This window comes from Paraburkholderia ultramafica (assembly GCF_902859915.1).
GTDB lineage: Bacteria > Pseudomonadota > Gammaproteobacteria > Burkholderiales > Burkholderiaceae > Paraburkholderia > Paraburkholderia ultramafica.
Map to the genome: position 1 here is coordinate 243,888 of NZ_CADIKK010000003.1, position 20,317 is coordinate 264,204.

A 20,317-nucleotide genomic window follows, 5' to 3' on the forward strand; every position below is an offset into this window, starting at 1 on the left:
AGGATGTCTGATGAAAAACGTGATGAGCTCCCTGAAGAGCGGAGACTGGCGCGCGCTAGTGGCGTGCTTCCTCTATTTCGACACCGGCTTTACCGTGTGGGTTCTGTATGGACCGCTCGCGCCGTTCATCAGCAAGAGCATTGCGATGACACCTGCGCAACAAGGCTTGCTGGTCGCGGTGCCGGTGCTGTCGGCGGCGATTCTGCGCGTGACGCTCGGCAATCTGTATCAATCGGCGCATGGCAGGCGCATTGCGTTGCTGGGCGTGTTGCTATCGGCGGTGCCGACCATCGTGCTGCCGCTGATGCAGTCGGTGCCGTCTTACGAGATGCTGCTGGTGCTCGGCGTGTTCCTCGGCGTCGGCGGTGCGAGCTTCGCAGTGGCCTTGCCGATGGCAGGCAGCAACTATCCGCCGAAGGTACAGGGCCTGGTGCTGGGGCTGGCCGCGGCCGGCAATATCGGCGCGGTGCTCGACGGCTTCCTGTTCCCGCAACTGGCGACGCACTACGGCTGGCAGATGGCCGCCGGCGGCGCACTGCCGTTGCTCGCGATTGCCGCGATCACGCTGTATTTCTGGGCCAACGATTCGGGCGTGAAGTCGGGCAGCGTGCTGCGTGCGTTCGGCAGCTTCGCGGTGACGCTGGTCGGTTTGATCGTGCTGGTGCTGCTGGTCGAAGCCGGCCTGTTCGGTTCCGGCAAGACCGGCGTGCTGCTATTGCCGGTGATCGGCGCGCTGCTGGCCATCGCGGTGCTGCCCAAGCGTTATCGCTCGGTGCTCGGTGAGCGCGACACGTGGGCGATCATGCTGGTGTACAGCATCACGTTCGGCGGCTTCGTCGGCATGTCCTCGTATGTGTCGCTGCTGCTGACCAACCTCTATCAGTTGTCGAAGATCGACGCGGGCCTGTTCATGGCGCTGCTCGCCGCCACCGGCGCGATGGTGCGCCCGCTCGGCGGCCTGATCGCCGACAAGGTGTCCGGCGTGCGCGCGCTGACGATCCTGCTCGCGATCATTTCGCTGTGCGACTTCGTGTTCGCCGCCGCGATGCCTTCGATGGTCGGCGGCATTGCGCTGCTGTTGTGCCTGTATGTGGCCTTCGGTCTTGGCAACGGCGCGACCTTCCAGTTGGTGCCGCATCGGTGGGCGGGCCGCACGGGTCTGATGTCGGGCATCGTCGGCGCGGCGGGCGGCATCGGCGGGTTTTATCTGCCGGTCGTGATGGGCATCGCGAAGGAAACCACGGGCAGCTATCAGATGGGCTTTGCGACGTTCGGCGCGCTGGCCGCCTGCGCGTTCCTCGCAATCGTCGCGCTACGCCGTCCGTGGATGGCGTGGTCGATGCAGACTGGCGTGATGCACGCGCACGCCACCGAATGATGCAGCACGAACGACGCGACTCGGCGGCACCTGAGAGTGCGTGGTCCCGCGACGCACGCGGGCCTGTGAGTGAACGCGGGCGCGGACGTGGGCGCCGCGGCAGCGCGTGGATGCGAAGCCACGGCGCTGCGCGGCGCGGTGTGCGCGCTCATGATTCTGCCGAACGTGCGCTTGCCCAAGAGCAGAAAGAGCACGACGAACCGTGAGCTACCTTACGAAAAGCCGCAAAAAAATACGCAGGCAAAGACTTGCATATTGGGGAGAGCGTTTCTAATATGCAGTCAGGAGGCTGCATATGAACTCATCGACCGATCGCATCGAAAAACAGATTCTGCTGAAGGCGCCGCGCTCGCGGGTCTGGCGCGCGTTGTCCAATGCCGAGGAATTCGGCACATGGTTCGGCATGAATCTGACCGGCAAGCAGTTCGTCGCCGGCCAGACCGTGCAGGGCAATATGACCTATCCGGGCTATGAGCATCTCGTCATCGACTTGCTGATCGAGCGCGTCGAGCCCGAGCATCACCTGTCGTGGCGCTGGCATCCGGCCGCGATCGATGCGTCGGTCGACTACTCGCCGGAGCCGACCACGCTGGTCGTGTTCGAGCTGGCCGAGGTCGATGGGGGCACGTTGCTGCGTGTCGTCGAATCGGGTTTCGACCGGATTCCCGCCGCGCGCCGCGATGAAGCCTTCCGCATGAACACCGGTGGGTGGGAACATCAAATGGCCAACATCGAAAAGCATGTCGCCAAGGGCTAGAACGGCAACGGCAAGCGCGGGTCTGAAGGTGTCGATGCTGCGACACTCCGCGCCGATTTTCGCGGCGCTCGGCGATGAGACGCGCCTGCGTCTGATTGCCGTGCTGTGTGCGGGTAGCGCGATGTCGATTGCGCAACTGACTGCCGGTACGGAGATCACGCGGCAGTCTGTTACGCAACATCTGCAGGTGCTTGCCAACGCGGGCCTCGTGCGCGACGTCAAGGTCGGGCGTGAGCGCTTGTGGGCGTTCGAGCCGGCCCACCTCGAAGAAGCGCGCCGCGCGCTCGATGCGATCTCCGGGCAGTGGGATCAGGCGCTGTCGAGGTTGAAGGCGATGGTGGAGGAGTGAAGGGTGGCGAAGGCGAGTTCCGGCTGATGTCCACGATCATTGAACGTGGTCGAAACGGCACGAACTCGTTCAATGACCACGACTGTATACGGACCGTGAACACCAAAAACAATTGAACACAGCGAGGCCGGCGCGCCCAGCCGCGCCAGCCCCGCTGACTTGAAACGTATGCGGCATCACCTGCCGCACGCCATCAATACGCAATACACACCGACTTGCTCTCTGTATAGGAATCGATGATCGCCTTGCCATGTTCGCGGCCGATCCCTGACGCCTTGAAGCCGCCGAACGGCATCGCCGGGTCGACCATGTTGTGCGTGTTGACCCACACCGTGCCCGCTTCGATCCCATCCACGAGCCGCAGCGCCTTGTCGAGCTGATTCGTCCAGACGCTCGCACCGAGCCCATACTCGGACGCGTTCGCCTGGGCCAGCACTTCATCGAGGTCGTCGTAAGGCATCGCGACGAGCACCGGTCCGAACACCTCTTCCTTGACGACGGTGAGCGGCTTGCACGCGTGATTGGCAATCACCGTCGGGCGCACGAAGTAGCCGTCGCCGTCCACGCGGGCCTCGCGCGACAGGATCTCGCCGCCTTCCTGTTGGCCTTGCGCAATCATGCCGACCACCTTGTCGCGATGCCGCGCGGAGACCATCGGTCCCATCTGCGTCGCCGTATCGAAGCCCGAGCCGAGCGCGATGCTATCGGCCACCGCGGCGATGCCTTGCACGACTTCATCGTAGATCGAGCGCGCGACATACAGGCGCGAGCCCGCCGTGCAAACCTGGCCGTGATTGAAGAAGATCGCGCCGGCGGCGCCTTCGATCGCCTTGCGCGGGTCGCAGTCGTCGAGCACGATCACCGGGCTCTTGCCGCCCAATTCCAGCGAGGCCCGCTTCAGATCGTCGGCGCATTGCCGGCCGATGATGTGGCCAACTTCGGTCGATCCCGTGAAGGTGACCTTATTCACCAGCGGATGCCGGACCAGCGCCGCACCGGCAGTCTCGCCACGGCCAGTCACCACGTTGAATACGCCCGCCGGGAAGCCCGCTTCGTGCGCCAGTTCGGCGAGGCGGATCGCGGTCAACGGTGTTTCTTCCGCGGGCTTGAGCACCACGGTGCAGCCGCAGGCGAGCGCCGGCGCAATCTTCCACACCGCCATCAGCAGCGGGAAATTCCACGGCACGCTGTCGAAGCGCACGGCGGTGTACGCGGTGGCGATCGGGCAGAAGTCTTCGGGTGCCGGGCTGGGGATCAATCCGTCGACGGGCGCGACGGAGAATCTTGCGCAGATTCCGAATCTCGTCAATTCGGACACCGATAAGCAGCTCTCGGTGATCGTGGGGTTGCGGCACAATTTCTGATCCTGCCGCAACGCCGGCAACTCAATCCGCGAGCCGCCGATCCGCCAGCGCATTCTGGCAATCCGCCAGCACCTGCTGGAGCAATCTCGCTTGCGGGTCGATTTCATCCGTATCGAGGATTTCTTCGACCGCGTCGCGCGCCCAATCAGTGTCGACGAACCGTGCGTGCCGCTGCGCGATCTCGAGCGCGGTGGCCGACAGCTTCGCGATGCTCAGCCAGTCGGCCTCGCGCGAGCGGCGGTCGAGCCACTTATGCGCGGCCTGCACATGAAACGCCGCGTCGGGCCACTCCTCATTCAGGTAATAGGCGCCAAGGCAACCGCATGTGAGCCAGCACAACAGCTCCAAACGGTCACGTGGACTCAGATGATGGCGTACATCACTCATGGCGACGCTCGCTGCTAGAAATTGCTTCCCGGTGAGGACGGCGGGCCGCCATCCTTCGCTTTCAGCAAACATTATCACGCAGAATTCACGAGCGGCAATGCCTGACGTCCCTGGCGCGTACGTTACCCCACCCGCGCCGCGGCGCACGCGCCGGCCGGTGCGGCTAGCCCGGCTAGCGCGTGGCGACGATGAAAAGCCGCGGAAACGGCAGCAACACCGTGCCGTCGGCGAGCGGCGGATAGGCGTTCGCGATTTCATCCCGGTAACGTTGCAGGAAAGCCTGCTGTTCGGCGCCGTCGAGCCCGGCCAGGAACGGCCGCAGCGCGCTGCCCTTGAACCATTCGACCACCGCGTCGGCGCCGCCCGCGAGCGGGTGATGGTAGACGGTGCGCCACACGTCGACCCGCGCGCACAGCGGCTTGAGCAATCCGTAGTACCAGCCGGCGTCGTAGCGCATGGTCCGCTCGACGCCCTTGAGCTTATGCGCCCAAGGGCCGTGCGCCGCGATTTCGCGCAGCAGACGGTGCGCGGGTTCGTCCAGATTGTCGGGCATCTGCACGGCGAGGCTGCCGCCCGGCGCGAGCTTCTTCACCAGCGAAGGAAACAGCCGCTCGTGGTCGGGCACCCATTGCAGCACGGCATTCGCGAGGATCAGGTCGTACGGGCCGGCGGCGTCCCACGTCGAAATGTCGCTCACATCGAACTGGAATTGCGGCAGGCGCTGGCGGGCCGCCGCGATCATGTCTGGGGAGCTGTCGAGGCCGCTGATCGCCGCGCCCGGCACGTGCTCCGCGAGCGTTTCGGTGGAATTGCCGGGCCCGCAGCCGAGGTCCACCGCGATCCGCACGTCCGTTGCCGGCACCGCCGCCAGCAGATCCCTGACCGGGCGCGTGCGCTCGTTTTCGAACAACACGTACTGCTTCGCCTGCCACTCCGTCGTCGCTGTCATCTGATGCTCCTTGTAGGCTGAGTGCGCGGATCGGCAGCGGGCGCTTGCGTTTGCGGCGTTCCGAACCGGTCTGCTCCGATCCAATCCGCCCATTCTCGGCGGCTGCGCAGGCGGAGCAAAATGAATTTATGATTCCGATTCCTTCATTTTTCTAATGAAAATCGACACCTTGGGGGGCCAGGCGTTTGTCGCGATTGCGGATCGCGGCAGCTTCCAGGGCGCGGCCGATTCGCTGCACGTCACGCAAACGGCGATCACGCAGCGGCTGCGCAAGCTCGAAACGCTTGCCGGGCGCGAAGGCTATCGCGACTGTTGCCGCAACGGCACGCCATAAGCCGCTCAGCGCAGGGCACGGTACGGGAGCGCTCCCGACGTGAACGCGGCGCGTCTTGCGCCGAACGCATGCCATCGCATGCCCGCGCCGCTTACAGAAATCCCGCTGAAAAGCTTACGGATTCGCGCTCACGCAACGCTTCTGCATAGCGCGTCCCGACTCACCTACAATGGCCGCTTTTGCGACACAGATCGAAGGTTCGACGATGCGGGTGACAAAATTCGCGCTGGTTTTGCTGACAGCGTTTTTCACGGTGAATGCGAGCGCCGAGATGACGGCCTCGCAATACAAACAATGGGCTCATACGGATAACAACTCCGTCTACGCCGCGTACATTACCGGCACGATCAACGCGCTGGGCTGGGCGAACGGCGACCTGGTGTCGAAGAACCGGCCGCCGCTGTTCTGTCCGCCGCAAACGCTCGCCATCGGCAATCAGAACGTCTATCCGCTGCTCGACGCATTTTTCGCCAACCATCCAGGTATCTCCGACGATTTTCCGATCGGGCTCGCGATTCTCCGTTCGCTTCAAGGGGCGTTTCCCTGCTGACATGGGGGCCTGAGGCCAGCGGCGCGAGCCTGATTCCAGCGACCGACCAGCCAAACGATTCCGACACGAACGGCGCGTGATTGCTCGCGAGCCCTCGTCATGTCGGTCCGTCCAGCCCGGGACAAAATGCGCGCCCATGCGACGAACCCGCGGCAAGCGAGCCCGTCGCCGCACCAGGTCAGACCTGCACGAGCTTCGGAATCTGCACGTCCGGATTGACGTCCGCGTCGTAATCCACGCCCTTGATCTCGAAGCCGAACAAGCGCAGAAAATCGGTCTTGTAGCCGCTGAAGTCGGTGAGTTCGTAGATATTCTCGTTGGTCACCTGGCTCCACAGCGCCTGCACGCGGGCTTGCACTTCGGGGTCGAGCTCCTTGTAATCGGCGCGCAGACGGCCTTCGTCGTCGATATGCGGCGCGTCGCCGTACAGGCTGTCCTTGTAGAGGCCGTACACCTGCTCGATGCAGCCTTCGTGCGTGCCTTTCTCCTTCATGACCTTGAACAGCAGCGACAGATACAGCGGCATCATCGGGATCGCCGAGCTGGCCTGCGTGACGACCGCCTTCAGCACCGACACGCGCGCGTCGCCGCCCTTGGCCGCGAGCTTGGCGCGAATGCCCAGCACTTTCTGGTCGAGGTCTTTCTTGGCCGCGCCGATCGAGCCGTTCCAATAGATGTCGTGCGTGATCTTTTCGCCGAGATAGGTGAACGCGGTGGTCTTCGCACCGTCCGCGAGCACGCCGGCGTCGAGCAGCGCGTCGATCCACATCTGCCAGTCTTCGCCGCCCATCACCGCGACGGTGTGGTCGATCTCGGTTTGCGTCGCCGGTTCGAGGACCGTTTCCTTGATGACTTCCTTGTCCGTGTCGATGCCGCGCAGATTCACCGCCTTGCCGACCGGCTTGAGCGTCGAGCTGAACACTTCGCCGCTCTTCGGATGCGTGCGCTTGGGCGCCGCGAGGCTGTAGACCACCAGGTCGACCTGTCCGAGATCGCGCTTGATCACCTCGATGGTGCGCTGCTTGACTTCATCGGAAAACGCGTCGCCGTTGATGCTGGTCGCGTACAGGCCTTTCTCCGTGGCGAATTTCTCGAACGCGGCGGTGTTGTACCAGCCGGCCGTCCCCGCCTTGGTTTCGCTGCCGGCGCGCTCGAAGAACACGCCGAGCGTGTCGGCGCCGCAGCCGAACGCGGCGCTGATGCGGGCGGCGAGGCCGTAGCCGGTGGATGCGCCGATCACGAGCACCTTCTTCGGACCATTGGCGATGGGACCGCGTGCGTTGACGTACTCGATCTGTTCCTTGACGTTGGCTTCGCAGCCGGTCGGATGGGTTGATACGCAGATGAAGCCACGCACGCGCGGTTTGATGATCATGAAGCACCTCTTGTCGGAATTGGCGACATTATAGTGGCCCTCGATTGCCGCCGGCACGCCATGCCGGTTTGGCCGCCCGCGACGCAAAAATCCGCCGCCGCCGCGCATCTTGGTAGGATTGCGCCTTTCCCGGCAGACGGTAGCATGTGTGAAGCGCCTCATCCCCTCATTTCTGGCGGCCCTCGATAAAGGGCTGACCCTCGCGAACCCGCTCATCGCGCAGGCCTGGTGGCATCTGCGCCATCCCACCCGCCGCGGCGTGGCGTGGGCGTGCGCCGCGCTGCCCGTGCTGCTGCTCCTGTATGTGCTGATCCTGATTCCGTTCACACCGAGCATCGGCGACATCCGCAAGGCGAAGATCGAGCAGCCGGCGCAGATCCTGTCGGCCGACGGCAAGCTGCTCGCCGAGTTCAAGCCGTCCAACCGCGAGTGGGTCAAGCTCAAGGACATCTCGCCGAACGTGGTGAACGCGCTGATCGCCACAGAAGACCATCGCTTCTATCAGCATTGGGGCCTCGACTGGCGGCGTACGGCAGCGGCCGCGCTGCACACGTTTTCCGGTGACCGGCAGGGCGGCTCGACCATCACCCAGCAGCTCGCACGCAATCTCTATCCCGACGAGATCGGCCGCGCGCCTACGTTGACGCGCAAGCTCAAGGAAGCGATCACCGCCTTCAAGATCGAGGCGCTCTATAGCAAGGACGAGATTCTCGAAACCTACCTGAATACGGTGCCGTTCCTGTACAACGCGTACGGCATCGAGATGGCGGCACGCACCTATTTCGACAAATCGGCGTCCGATCTGAACGTTCTGGAAAGCGCGACGCTCACCGGCATGCTCAAGGGCAATAGTTACTACAACCCGGTGCTGAACCCGGAGCGCGCGCTGGATCGTCGCAATACGGTGCTCGCGCAGATGGTCAAGTACGGCAAGCTGACGCCGGCGGCCTTCGAGACGCTCAAGCGGCGTCCGTTGCGCATCGATTTCGAACGTCAGACTGAGCCGCCCGGACCCGCACCGCACTTCGCGCAGCAACTGCGCAAGTGGCTCGCGGCGTGGGCCGATCGCAACGACTACAACATCTATTCCGATGGCCTGGTGGTGCGCACCACCATCGATTCGCGCCTGCAAACCATGGCGACCCAGGCCGTGACGCTGCAGGGCAACCAGTTGCAGGGGATCGCGAACTCGGCATGGGGCACGCGTGCGGGCTGTGCGGGCGGCCGGGATCTGCTGCCGACCTTCCTGCGCGAAACGCCCGACTTCCGCGCCGCGAAAGACGCGGGCCTGAGCGACGAGGACGCGCTCAAGCGCGTCGCGTCGGACCGCAAGCTGGTGCAGTCGGTCTGCGAGTCGAAGACCCGCGTGCAGGCCGACTTCCTCGCGATGGACCCGCGCAACGGCCAGATCCGCGCGTGGGTCGGCAGCCGCGACTTCAGCCAGGATCCGTTCGATCACGTGCAGCAGGCGCGCCGTCAGCCGGGCTCGACCTTCAAGCCGTTCGTCTACGCGGCGGCTTTCGAAGCCGGCGCCAAACCCTCCGACACCTTCGTCGACAAGGCCGTCGAAATCCCGCTGGCCGGCGGCGAAATCTGGAAGCCGAGCGACGAGGACGAGCCGAGCGAGCGCGCGATCAGCCTGCGCGACGCGCTCGCGTATTCGCGCAACCGGATTACCGCGCAGGTGATGGAGACGGTCGGCCCGAACAAGGTCGCGCGGCTTGCGCGCGCGATGGGCGTGCGCGACAGCGAACTCGACCCGGTGCCGTCGCTCGCGCTCGGCACGAGCCCGGTGACGCTCAAGGAGATGGTCTCGGCCTACGGCACGATCGCCAACCTCGGCGGGTACGTGGAGCCGGTGATGGTCACGCGGATCGAGGATCGCAACGGCGACGTACTGGCCGAGTTCGCGCCGGCGTCGCCGAAACAGGAACTGCCCGCGGATACCGCCCGCACGCTGGTCGACGTGATGCGCGACGTGGTGAGCCGGGGCACGGGTTCGAGCATTCGCAGCCGCTTCGGCGTGCGCGGCGATGTTGCCGGCAAGACGGGCACGACCCAGGGCAATGCGGACGGCTGGTTCATCCTGATTCATCCGCAACTGGTGGCGGGCGCGTGGGTGGGCTTCAACGACAGCCGGGTGACGTTGCGCAGCGACTACTGGGGGCAGGGGGCGCATAGCGCGCTGCCGATCGTCGGCGACTTCTTCCAGCGCGCGCAGCGCTCGAGGCTGGTCGATAGTCGCGTCAAGTTCGATACGGTGCAGGAGCCGGGCTGGTTTGCCGAGCACACCGGCAGGTTGCGCGAGTGGTTCCGGCAGCTGTTCGCGGCGGCGCCGGCCAAGCCGGAGAAGCAGGTTGTCACGCGGGGTCCGGTGCGTCGTGCGCCGGCTGCGGCGGTTGAGGCGGGTGCTTCGGCTGCGGTGGCGGCGTCCGGTGGGTCCTCTGTGCCCGAGACAGCGGTTGAGCCGCATGCGCTGCCGCAACCGCCGTTGCTGCAAGCGCCGGGCTCGGCTTCGGCGCCCGCGAATGGGGCGGTCGACGGTGAAGCGCATGGCGGCGGCGAACCGGCCATTGCGCCGACGCCCACGCCGGATGATGTTGTGCCGCCGGATGCTGGCAGCACGGCTAACGAAGGGGCGTCGACGAACGGTGGTGGCGCATCGCACTGAGGTGGGCGCGGACAGCATCGGATGACAGGACCACGCTCGCGAGAGCGGGCCCGACGGCGACGCCGCTGCGCCCCCGACATCGACGCGGCGGCGGTCCCAACAGCGACGCCGCTGTATCGGCCAGCGCTCTGTCGCGTCGCTAGGACTGCGCCACTTCAGCACCACCCGCCGCCTGCGGACTTGCAACGCCCGACGACGCTTCAAGCGAAGCATCATGATGCAGCAGCAACACCGCCGCGACCCCGACGAGCCCAGCCCCCGACAGACACAACAACCCAGCGCCGAACCCCCCAGTACTATCCTTGATCCACCCCATCGCGAACGGTCCAAAGAATCCCGCCAGATTGCCGAGCGAATTGATCGCGGCGATACCGCCCGCAGCAGCCGCGCCTGACAGGAACGAGGCCGGCAACGTCCAGATCACCGGCAGACAGCCGAAGATGCCGAACCCGGCGATCGACAGCGCGATCATCTTCTGCACCGGATTGTCGAGCCCAGCCGCGGCCGCGATGCCGCCGGCCGCGACCAGCAGCGCGATCGCCACGTGCCATCTGCGTTCGAGCTTGCGGTCCGAGTGCCGCCCCCACAGCACCATGCTGATCACGCCGACGATATACGGCAGCGACGTCACAAAACCCGTCTGCAGATTGGTGAGACCGAACGACTTGACGATCTGCGGCAGGAAGAAACTCAGCCCATAGTTGGTGGCGTTCGCCCCGAAGTAGATCAGCGCGATCGCGAGCACGCGCGGATTGATCAGCGCTTCTTTCACGCTGAACGTGCGCACGGCTTCGCGATGCTCGCGTTCGCGCTTCTGGCGCGCGACCAGCCAGTCGCGCTCTTCGGCGGCGAGCCAGGTGGCGTCCGCGGGTTTGTCAGTCAGATAGAACAGCACACCGAACGAAAGCAGCACGGCGGGCAGCGCTTCGATCAGATACACCCATTGCCAGCCGGCCAGTCCGCCACGGCCGTCCAAGGACAGCAGCGCGCCGGAAATCGGCCCGCCGATCACGGTGGACAGCGGAATCGCCGCCATGAAATAGCCGACCACGCGGCCGCGATACGCGGCGGGAAACCATAGCGTGAGCAGGAAGATGATGCCGGGAAAGAACCCGGCCTCCGCCACGCCCAGCAGGATGCGCAGGCCATAAAACACATGTGCGGCCGAGAGCCCCGTGTAGCGCGCGATGTCGGGGATGAACGCCATCGCGCCGGCGAGAATGCCCCATGTGAACATGATCCGCGCGATCCAGCGGCGCGCGCCGAATCGTTCGAGCAACAGATTGGACGGGACTTCAAAGAAAAAGTACGCAATGAAGAAGATCCCCGCGCCGAAGCCGAACGCACTGGCCGACAGGTCGAGCGCCTTGTTCATCTGCAGCGCGGCAAAGCCGACGTTGACCCGGTCCAGATAGGCGATGAAATAGCAAAGGATCAGGAACGGCACGAGCCGAACCGTTACACGTTTTATGGTGCGTGCTTCGAGTTCCATCGATGTCTCCTCCGGTTTATTCCGGTTCGTTTGAATGACGTCGTTACAGAGTAGACGCTGAAGCGCGATTCAGGAAGTTTTTTGCGCAAGGCTGTGATCAGGGAGTGGATGCAGCAACGAGTGTGCCGCGGCATGAAGAGGAAGACGATGCGCTCCAAATGAAACGACGCTCAGGCTCGCGCACCGGGATGCGTCAGATCCTCCGCTCGACGTCGGAACCACAGCAGGCGTCGACACTCCAACGATTGTTCAAGAGCACGCAACAGTGTTTTCGAGTGATGAGGCTGATCTCTTGCGCGTGAATACGGATAATTACGGTTTGGTAATCGGTCAAAAAAGTACAGGTATTACATGGTCATTCATGATTCGGATCGGATGCCCGAACGGCGCGATGCCTTCTTCCCGCTCGCGGGTCGACACGCGTTGTCCAACCGGGTGCGCGGTCTCATTGCGGCAGTCATCGCATGCGCGAGCCTGGTGGGATGCGCATCGACGGGCGACGTCGTCGCCACCGACAAGCCTGGCATCTATACGGTGGAGGCGAGCGCGACAGGCGGGCGGATGGCGTGGGCGCGCGCGCACGACCACGCCATGAACGAAGCGCGCGACTACTGCGAGCGTCGCGGCATGCAGAGCAGTATCACGACGGAAACCGTCAGCGGCGTGCAAATGATGAGCGAACACGCCTCGTCAGTCAATTTCGAGTGTCATCCGAAGTTCTAACGTGAAGAGGGCACCAAGGTGCCGATCACGCATTCACGATCAGCAATGAGCAAACGCGCTCCGCCCGGAACGCCACCACCAGCCCCAGCATCCCGACCAACTGCGAACGCGTCGACGACGGCGTGAGGTTCTGCGAGTCGCCGACCAGCGGCGCCGCAGCGATCACCGCGCCCGGTCACTTTTTGTCGAACGTGACGAGGCCTTTATCTTTCGTGTCCGCCACAAAAATGGCGAGCAGCTTCGCGGGTTCGGTGGCGCTCGCGTTTCGCGCTCGCGCGGAAGGGCGCGGAATAGTGCTCGCCACTGAAACACTCATGTATCGAAATCGACTTTGACAATATCTGACATTGCAGATAAAGTTCAGCTCACCAACGAGGAGGCCCAGATGAACCACTACTCGCCGGAAAGCTTCAGCCCGACACAGAGCGTGGGCTTCGCGATCAACAAAGCACGTAATGTGCTGATCAACGAAATGGATGCCGCGCTCAAGGAGCTCGACATCACCTCCCAGCATGTGGGCATTCTGCTGTCCATGCGCCGGGGCGTCGCCACTACGCCGTTCGAGTTGTCGAAGCTGCTCGGTATCGACACCGGCCTGATGACGCGCATGCTCGACAAGCTGGAAAAGAAGGGTTTGCTGGAACGCTCGCGCAGCATCGAAGACCGCCGCGTCGTCAACCTGAAGCTGACGAAGGAGGGCGAAGCGATTTCCGGGCAGCTTCCGGGGATCGTCCCGATGGTGCTGAGCCGGCGTCTGAGAAAGTTCACGAAAACCGAATTCGAAGAATTGCGCCGCCTGCTGAACAAGTTTCTCGCCGATTAGGCGCGCCGCAACGCAAACCACGCTGCGAATGCTCGCAGCAGTTTTTTCACCCAATTATCTGACAGGTCAGAAAATGAAATCACAGTTATCCAGGCAGACAGCCGGGTCGCGAGTCGCGAAGGCTGGCGTGACGGTGATCTTCGCGGCCGTGCTGTCGGCTTGCGCGAACTACGCCGGCATCTCGAGCGACAAGCAGATGGCGCAGCCGCAGACCTACGCGACTCAACAAAGCATCCCGCAGGACGACGGTCATTGGCCGGCAGCCGATTGGGCCGACCAGTTCGGCGACGCGCAACTGAAGGCCTTGCTCGCGGAGGCGCTGAAGGGCAATCCGTCGGTCGAACAGGCCCGGGCTCGGGTCGCCGCGGCCGCCGCGTACAGCGACACCGCGAAGGCCAGCACGATGCCGCAAGTCGGCGCGACGTACTCGTTCACGCGACAGCAGTTTTCGAGCACCGCACTCGTGCCGCCGCCGTACGCCGGTTCGTGGCAATCGGAGAACAAGGGGCTGCTGTCCGCTTCGTACGATCTCGACCTGTGGGGCAAGAATCGCGAAGCGCTGAAGGCTTCGCTGTCGCAATTGCAGGCGAGCCGCGCGGACGAGGAGGTCGTCAAGCTGTCTCTCACGTCGGCCACGGCCCGCGCGTATAACCAGCTGGCACGGCTCTATGCGTTGCGCGACATCGCGCAGCAGGAAATCACGCAACGCGAGCAGATCGATCGCATCACTGCCGGGCGTATCGCCAGCGGTCTCGACACGCAAGTGGAACGCAAGACCGCGCAGGCCAATCTCGCCACCAGCCGCGCAACGCTGGCCGCGCTCGACGGCAGCATCCTCACGACCCGCTATCAGCTCGCGGCATTGCTCGGCGCCGGGCCGGATCGTGGTCTCGCGATCACGCGGCCGGCGCTTGGCGTCGGCGATGAAGTACGTCTGCCGGACAATCTGCCCGCCGATCTCGTGAGCCGCCGCCCTGATCTGGTCGCCGCGAAATGGCGCGTGGACGCATTCACGCACGACGTGAAAGAGGCCAAGGCCGAGTTCTATCCCGACATCAATCTGAGCGCGGCGATCGGACTCGACGCGTTCGGCTTCGGCCGTTTCCTGAACGCGGCGAGCCGCACCGCATCGGTCGGCTCGGCGATTCATCTGCCGATCTTCGACGGCGGCCAGTTGCGCGCGCAATTGAAGGGACGTTATGCCGACTTCGATTACGCGGTCGCCACTTATAACCAGACGCTCGTCACCGCGCTGTCCGAAGTCGCGACGCAACTCGCGCAAATCCGTTCGACCGACCAGCAGCTCGACGACGCCCAGGCCGCGCAGGACGCCGCCCGCAGCGCCGACCAGTTGGCGCTGACGCAGTACAAGGCCGGCCTCGCGAATCAGCTGACGGTGCTGAACGCCGACACCACCGCGCTCACCGCCGACCAGCAGGTCGCGAACCTCAGGATGAACCGGCGCGATCAGCAGATCGCGTTGGCCGCGGCGCTCGGCGGCGGTTATGTCGACAGCGCCGATTCCGGCGCGTACGGCAAGGCAGCCACGCCAGTCGCCTCGGCAGCCAGCACCCAACCCGTCGTCGCCGCGCGTTGAAACGCGATCGCGACACTTTCACATCTGTCAGGAGCCACCAAAATGAACGATACGATCAACACCGGCCGCACGACGGTGGAAGCGGACCCGGTCCCACAAGCGCAGGAGCAGCCCGCCACGAAGCGCAAGCTGCTGCTCGCGTTGCTGGCCGCCACCGTCGTGGTGGCGGGAGCGGCCTACGGCGCGTACTACTTCACGGTGGGCCGATATCACCAGTCCACCGACGACGCGTACGTCAGCGGCAACCTCGTGCAACTGACGCCGCAGGTGAGCGGCACGGTGGTCGCGGTGAACGCCGACGACACGCAGATCGTCAAGCAGGGCGCGCCGCTCGTCACACTCGATAACGCCGACGCGAAAATCGCGCTGGGCGATGCGGAAGCGACACTCGGCCAGACCGTGCGGCAGGTCAGCGGCCTCTACGTGAACAACGATTTCTATGCGGCGACCGTCGCGCAGCGCGAGTCGGATCTCGCGCGCGCGAACGACGACCTGAAGCGCCGCCAGGCGGTGGCCGAGACGGGTGCGGTATCCGGCGAGGACATCGCGCATGCCCGTGACGCGGTCAGCTCGGCGCAGGCCGCGCTCGACGCCGCGCGCCAGCAGGCCGAGGCCAACCACGCGCTGACCGACCGCACGTCGATCGAGCAGCATCCGAACGTGCAGGCCGCCGCGTCGAAAGTGCGCGACGCCTATCTGAACTACGCGCGCAACACGTTGCCCGCGCCGGTGACAGGTTACGTCGCGCGGCGCTCGGTGCAGGTCGGCCAACGCGTCGCGCCGGGCACGCCGTTGATGGCGATCGTGCCGCTCGACGGCGTCTGGGTCGATGCGAATTTCAAGGAAGGCCAGCTCAGGCACATGCGCATTGGCCAGCCAGTCACACTGTCCGCCGACGTGTACGGCTCGGGCGTCAAGTATCACGGCCGGGTAGTGGGCTTCTCGGCGGGGACGGGCGCCGCGTTCGCCGTGTTGCCCGCGCAGAACGCCACCGGCAACTGGATCAAGATCGTGCAGCGGCTGCCGGCGCGGATCCAGCTCGATCAAAACGAACTGAACGCGCATCCGCTGCGGATCGGGCTGTCGATGCAGGTCGACGTCGACACGCGCGAAGAGTCGGGCGCGCAGCTCGGCGCGGCGGTCAGCACCTCGTATCGCACCGACGTATTCGCGCAGTACGGCGCCGACGCGGATGCGGAAATCGCCCGGATCATCGAGCAGAACATGCCGGCCAGACGCGAGCTTGCAGCAGGCACGAAGCAAAAGAACACAGCGCGCAAAGCGGGTTGAAGCGGCAGTCGCGCGAGCCGGCTTTTTTTCGTGCATTTAACTGACAAGTCAGATCGTTTTGCCTTCCTCGACAGGTGATGTAATGAATGGATCGGGTAACGTAGCGACACTGCCACCGTTGACGGGCGGCAAGCTGGTACTGGCAACGCTTGCCGTGGCGCTCGCCACGTTCATGAACGTGCTGGATTCGTCGATCGCGAACGTGGCGATTCCGACGATCGCCGGCAACCTGGGCGTGTCGGTGGACGAGGGCACCTGGGTGATCACGCTGTTCGCCGCCGCCAACGCGATCGCGATTCCGTTGACCGGCTGGCTCACGCAACGGGTCGGGCAGATCAAGCTGTTCGTGTGGGCGATCCTGTTGTTCGTGCTGTCGTCGTGGCTGTGCGGGATCGCGCCGAATCTGCCGGTGCTGCTCGCCGCGCGGATCGTGCAAGGGGCGGTGGCCGGCCCGTTGATCCCGCTGTCGCAAGCGATTCTGCTCGGCTCGTATCCGAAGGAAAAGAGCTCGCATGCGCTGGCGTTGTGGGCGATGACCGCGACCGTCGGCCCGATTGCCGGCCCGGCGCTCGGCGGCTGGATTACCGACAGCTACTCGTGGTCGTGGATTTTCTACATCAACATCCCGGTGGGCCTGTTTGCCGCCGGCGTGACCTGGGCGATCTACCGCACTCGCGAGACGCCCACCAAACGCTTGCCGATCGACAAAGTGGGGCTGATCTCGCTGATCGCGTGGGTCGGCTCGCTGCAGATCATGCTCGACAAGGGCAAGGATCTCGACTGGTTCAACTCGCCGGTGATCGTCGCGTTGACCGTGTTCGCGACAATCAGCTTCGCGTTCTTCGTGATCTGGGAGTTGACCGAAAAGAATCCGATCGTCGATTTGACATTGTTCGGAAAACGAAATTTCCTGGGCGGCACGATTGCAATTTCAGTGGCGTACGCGGTGTTTTTCTCGAACCTCGTGCTGTTGCCGCAATGGATGCAGGAGTACCTGAACTACCGCTCGGTGGATGCGGGTCTGGCGACCGCGCCGCTCGGCATCTTTGCGGTGGTCCTCGCGCCGGTGATGGCGAAGATCATGCCGAAATCGGACGCGCGGGTCCTCGCGACGCTGGCATTCCTCGGCTTCGCTGGGGTGTTCTTCATGCGCTCGCAGTACACCACGGGGGTGGATACGTGGACGCTCGTTTTGCCGACCCTGTTGCAAGGGATTCCGACCGCGCTCTTCTTTGTGCCGCTGACCGCGATCATTCTTTCCGGCTTGTCGGCGGACAGGATTCCGGCCGCGGCGGGTCTGTCGAACTTCGCGCGGGTGTTTGCCGGCGCGGTGGGGACGTCGCTGGCGTCGACGGGATGGAACGATCGGACGATCATCCATCACGCACGGCTGGCCGAGCAGACGAGCGTCAATAATCCGACCTTCACGTCCGCTCTGGACTCGTTGCACAGTTCGCTGGGCGGCAGTTCGGCTCAGGCGATGGCGTACTTCGAGCACTCGCTGAACACGCAGGCGGCGATGCTTGGATTGAACGATATTTTCTGGCTGTCGGCGGTGATCTTCGTGTTGATCGTCCCGCTGATCTGGGTGACCAGGCCGGATCGCGCCAGCGCGGCTGCGGCCGCCGGGGCCGGTGGACATTGAGTGTGGAGGCGGGCGGCATGACGGCCGCCCGTCGATGTGGTCTGGCGGTTGGCGCAATCGTGCGCGCCAGATGATCGCGAAGGCGGCGACCATCGCACGCCCGGTCGCAGCGGGCAAACATCAGCGCTTCTGATTCGGCGAGCGCTTGACGAACGGGCCGCCTGAAAAATCAATCGACGCGCGGCCCTGCGGGACCGCCTTCGTGCGGGGACGGCGAGCAGGGCGGCCCGGCGCAGATTCAGTTCGCGCCGTTTCCAGATGCCGCGACATCGTCTCCAGACGTTGGCGAAGCAGGTCCGCCGACGCAAGCCTCCCGGCAAGCAACGCGTCCTTCTCCGACAGCTGCGCGTCCATCACCGCACACCGGGCTGTTGACGCCCCCAGTTCAGCCTTCGCAGTGGCGAGCCCATCCCGGAGAGCGTCACGCTCCGACCGATGCTCAACCTCCTGCAACGTGATCCGTTCATTGGCAGTTTGAAGCTCCTTGCGGGCACGGCTCGCCGCCGTCCGTTCGCTTTCAATCTCAAGCAGCGCCCGCTTTTCAGCCGCCGCCAGCCGCTGTTCGTTCTGAGCGTGCGATCGACGCAGCTTCGCCAGCTCTTCGGCGAAATCGCGTCGTGCGTCCGCCAGAGCGGCGGCGCCCGCCGCGATCTCGTCCTTCGACGCCGCCAGTTGCCCGGTCAGCATGTCGTTGGCGGTCTGAAGCTCGACGAGGCGCGCTTCAAGCCCGCTGATCTGCTGGCCAAGCGTGGCGACACTGCCCGCGGCCTGTTCGGCTTGCAGCGACGCGTCGTTGCATTGCGATTCCATCGCTTGCGCCTGCTGGCGTGCGGCAGCGATTTCAGCCTGCGCATCCTGCCTGAACACGTCCAGCGCGGCGGTCGCGGCGTCGTTCGAGAGCCGCCACAGATTGGCCGCCAGTTCGCCGGCCGCCGTTGCGACTTCGGGCGGCAGGTCCGGGCGTCCCACATCGACCCGGGTCTTTTCGCGCACCTCGACCCAGAACTCGCGCAGCGCCTTGGCCGGCGCGCTCATGCTGCCTTTGCGCACGAGCTGGTACAGCCGGTTCGCAGTCGGCGTCTCGCCGTACCGGAAGAACATCAGCGCGCAAACCTCTCGATACAACGCCTGCGTGTCTTGCGCGCGTTCGCGGACAGCCTCAATGTCGGATTCGAGTGTCATGGGCGTTGGGACAGGTCAAAAGACTGTGTTGATAATACAACGTATTATGCGAATAACGCTACATGCGGCAAGCTTTTACACGACATTAGTACTATAATGTCGTGTACAGTCTATGACTGTCTTGTCTGGTGTTTTCCTCGCAATCCTGGAGTGCCTGAACCGTGTCCAATGCCCAGCTCGCCACCGTGCAGCCCGTCGAGTCGCTCGCCGTTCCGGAAAGTCTCGATGGCCGCGACGGCACCAATCGCGGCGCGATCGAGAATTCGCAGCTGTCGGCCCGCAACGATCTGGATGCCGTGCGCGCGTGGCTGTCGAACTACGCGGACACGAAGACGACCTTCGACAACTACCGCAAGGAAGCCGAGCGGCTGCTGCTGTGGGCCGTCGTGCAGCTCGGCAAGCCGCTGTCGTCGTTGACGCACGAGGATCTGCTGGGATTCAAAACGTTTCTGGTCGATCCGCAGCCGGCGAGCCGCTGGGTGTCGGTCAACGGCGGAAAATATCCGCGCGGCGACGAACGCTGGCGGCCGTTCAACGGGCCGCTGTCGCCGGCCAGCCAGCGTCAGGCGCTGATCATCCTGAACGCGATGTTCACGTGGCTGGTCAACGCCGGGTATCTGCGCGGCAATCCGATGGCGCTGTTGCGGCAGCGCGCCAGGCGCTCGGCGCCACGGGTGACGCGCTATCTGTCGACGTCGCTCTGGGATGAAGTGAAGCTGTTCGTCGAACAACTGCCGCAGGAAACCGATGCGCAACGCGCCTACTACGCCCGCTGCCGCTGGCTGACCACGCTGTTCTATCTGCAGGGCATGCGGATTTCCGAAGTCGCCGGCGGCCAGATGGGCAGCTTTTTCAGAAAGCTCGGCGCGGACGGCAACGATCAATGGTGGCTGGAAACGCTCGGCAAGGGCGACAAGGAACGGATCGTTCCCGTTTCAACCGAACTGGTTCAGGAGTTGCGAAGCTATCGGACACTGAATGGTCTCGCCGTCCTGCCCACCCGGTCCGAGGAAACCCCGCTCGTCATTCCGTTCAAGGGCAGAAACCGTTGCCTGTCCCGTTCCGCGATCCATGATGCGATCAAGGGCATCTTCGGCGGCGCAGCGTCCTGGCTGCGCGCGCGAGGTCCGGAGTTTGCCGACCGCGCCGATGAACTCGAACGGGCGTCGGCTCACTGGCTTCGGCACACCGCCGGCTCGCATCAGGCCGATGGCGGCGTCGATCTGCGCACCATCCGTGACAATCTCGGGCATGTGTCGCTTAACACGACCAGTCTTTATCTGCACACGGAAGATGATGCGCGGCATAAGGAGACGGTTAAGCGCCACCGGATGAATTGGAGTGTGCCCGAAACTAACGACGGTGACGCTGGCGATGCTTGATTGACCGGCATGCCTGTTGACCGGCATGCCTACGGATAATCACCAAACCGCGACGTCGGCTCGCTCACC

At 64.3% G+C, this 20,317-nt stretch carries 18 protein-coding genes and 2 pseudogenes; 12 read left to right on the plus strand and 8 right to left on the minus strand.

Features of this window, described 5'->3' with window-relative positions:
* Nucleotides 1-10: 10 nt before the first annotated feature.
* The 3 genes from HV744_RS04810 (at nt 11) to HV744_RS04820 (ending at nt 2,484) form a co-directional block, all read left to right on the plus strand.
* Nucleotides 11-1,378, plus strand: coding sequence for an MFS transporter (locus HV744_RS04810; RefSeq protein ID WP_175148395.1), 1,368 nt, complete (start codon nt 11-13; stop codon nt 1,376-1,378).
* A 295-nt stretch (nt 1,379-1,673) separates the two neighbouring features.
* Nucleotides 1,674-2,135, plus strand: a complete 462-nt coding sequence (locus HV744_RS04815; protein ID WP_175148396.1) for an SRPBCC family protein — start codon at nt 1,674-1,676, stop codon at nt 2,133-2,135.
* Complete coding sequence (locus tag HV744_RS04820) at nt 2,119-2,484, plus strand: ArsR/SmtB family transcription factor (RefSeq protein WP_175148397.1); 366 nt, start codon at nt 2,119-2,121, stop codon at nt 2,482-2,484. Before HV744_RS04815 ends, HV744_RS04820 begins: the two co-directional genes overlap by 17 nt.
* Nucleotides 2,485-2,677: 193 nt before the next feature.
* Here the strand turns inward: HV744_RS04820 and HV744_RS04825 are convergent, their stop codons facing one another.
* From HV744_RS04825 to tam, 3 genes are all read right to left on the minus strand, one after another.
* The gene (locus HV744_RS04825) at nt 2,678-3,901 is read right to left on the minus strand and encodes an aldehyde dehydrogenase family protein (RefSeq protein WP_246278941.1); all 1,224 of its coding nucleotides are present in this window, start codon (nt 3,899-3,901) and stop codon (nt 2,678-2,680) included.
* The gene (locus HV744_RS04830; protein ID WP_175148398.1) at nt 3,870-4,235 is read right to left on the minus strand and encodes a hypothetical protein; all 366 of its coding nucleotides are present in this window, start codon (nt 4,233-4,235) and stop codon (nt 3,870-3,872) included. Before HV744_RS04830 ends, HV744_RS04825 begins: the two co-directional genes overlap by 32 nt.
* A 172-nt stretch (nt 4,236-4,407) precedes the next feature.
* On the minus strand, nt 4,408-5,184 hold the full coding sequence (gene tam, locus HV744_RS04835; RefSeq protein ID WP_175148399.1) for a trans-aconitate 2-methyltransferase: 777 nt from the start codon (nt 5,182-5,184) through the stop codon (nt 4,408-4,410).
* A gap of 154 nt (nt 5,185-5,338) precedes the next feature.
* Between tam and HV744_RS04840 the strand changes: the two are divergent.
* Nucleotides 5,339-5,476 (plus strand): annotated as a pseudogene (locus tag HV744_RS04840) (helix-turn-helix domain-containing protein); the annotation flags it as partial.
* 247 nt (nt 5,477-5,723) lie between these two features.
* Nucleotides 5,724-6,068 carry a hypothetical protein gene (locus HV744_RS04845; RefSeq protein WP_175148400.1) on the plus strand — a complete coding sequence of 115 codons (345 nt, stop codon included), beginning with the start codon at nt 5,724-5,726 and terminating at the stop codon, nt 6,066-6,068.
* Between the two features lie 178 nt (nt 6,069-6,246).
* Here HV744_RS04845 and fabV read toward each other — a convergent pair whose 3' ends face one another.
* Nucleotides 6,247-7,443 (minus strand): enoyl-ACP reductase FabV, encoded by a 1,197-nt coding sequence (gene fabV, locus HV744_RS04850; RefSeq protein ID WP_175148401.1) that lies wholly within the window; start codon nt 7,441-7,443, stop codon nt 6,247-6,249.
* 148 nt (nt 7,444-7,591) lie between these two features.
* Here fabV and HV744_RS04855 point away from each other — a divergent pair, with 148 nt between their 5' ends.
* A complete protein-coding gene (locus HV744_RS04855; RefSeq protein WP_175148402.1) occupies nt 7,592-10,114 on the plus strand; it encodes a penicillin-binding protein 1A in 2,523 nt (840 codons plus the stop codon).
* A gap of 139 nt (nt 10,115-10,253) precedes the next feature.
* Here HV744_RS04855 and HV744_RS04860 read toward each other — a convergent pair whose 3' ends face one another.
* Nucleotides 10,254-11,606, minus strand: a complete 1,353-nt coding sequence (locus HV744_RS04860) for an MFS transporter (protein WP_175148403.1) — start codon at nt 11,604-11,606, stop codon at nt 10,254-10,256.
* A 351-nt stretch (nt 11,607-11,957) separates the two neighbouring features.
* On the opposite strand from HV744_RS04860, the gene HV744_RS04865 reads away from it, so the two are divergent.
* Nucleotides 11,958-12,329: a hypothetical protein gene (locus HV744_RS04865; protein WP_425497674.1), complete on the plus strand. Its 372-nt coding sequence runs from the start codon at nt 11,958-11,960 to the stop codon at nt 12,327-12,329.
* A gap of 25 nt (nt 12,330-12,354) precedes the next feature.
* Here the strand turns inward: HV744_RS04865 and HV744_RS04870 are convergent, their stop codons facing one another.
* Entirely contained in the window at nt 12,355-12,495 is a 141-nt protein-coding gene (locus HV744_RS04870) for a hypothetical protein (protein WP_175148404.1), read from the minus strand.
* A 9-nt stretch (nt 12,496-12,504) separates the two neighbouring features.
* A pseudogene (locus HV744_RS37120) lies at nt 12,505-12,600 on the minus strand (cupin domain-containing protein); the annotation flags it as partial.
* Nucleotides 12,601-12,714: 114 nt separating this feature from the next.
* Between HV744_RS37120 and HV744_RS04875 the strand changes: the two are divergent.
* From HV744_RS04875 to HV744_RS04890, 4 genes are all read left to right on the plus strand, one after another.
* Complete coding sequence (locus HV744_RS04875; RefSeq protein WP_175148405.1) at nt 12,715-13,152, plus strand: MarR family winged helix-turn-helix transcriptional regulator; 438 nt, start codon at nt 12,715-12,717, stop codon at nt 13,150-13,152.
* Nucleotides 13,153-13,225: 73 nt separating this feature from the next.
* Entirely contained in the window at nt 13,226-14,749 is a 1,524-nt protein-coding gene (locus HV744_RS04880) for an efflux transporter outer membrane subunit (protein ID WP_175148406.1), read from the plus strand.
* 42 nt (nt 14,750-14,791) lie between these two features.
* Complete coding sequence (locus HV744_RS04885) at nt 14,792-16,039, plus strand: HlyD/EmrA/EmrK family protein (RefSeq protein ID WP_175148407.1); 1,248 nt, start codon at nt 14,792-14,794, stop codon at nt 16,037-16,039.
* An 82-nt stretch (nt 16,040-16,121) separates the two neighbouring features.
* Complete coding sequence (locus tag HV744_RS04890) at nt 16,122-17,684, plus strand: DHA2 family efflux MFS transporter permease subunit (protein ID WP_175148408.1); 1,563 nt, start codon at nt 16,122-16,124, stop codon at nt 17,682-17,684.
* A 120-nt stretch (nt 17,685-17,804) separates the two neighbouring features.
* Here the strand turns inward: HV744_RS04890 and HV744_RS04895 are convergent, their stop codons facing one another.
* Nucleotides 17,805-18,866: a DNA-binding protein gene (locus HV744_RS04895; RefSeq protein ID WP_175148409.1), complete on the minus strand. Its 1,062-nt coding sequence runs from the start codon at nt 18,864-18,866 to the stop codon at nt 17,805-17,807.
* 161 nt (nt 18,867-19,027) lie between these two features.
* Here HV744_RS04895 and HV744_RS04900 point away from each other — a divergent pair, with 161 nt between their 5' ends.
* Nucleotides 19,028-20,248: a tyrosine-type recombinase/integrase gene (locus HV744_RS04900; RefSeq protein ID WP_175148410.1), complete on the plus strand. Its 1,221-nt coding sequence runs from the start codon at nt 19,028-19,030 to the stop codon at nt 20,246-20,248.
* Nucleotides 20,249-20,317: the final 69 nt, after the last annotated feature.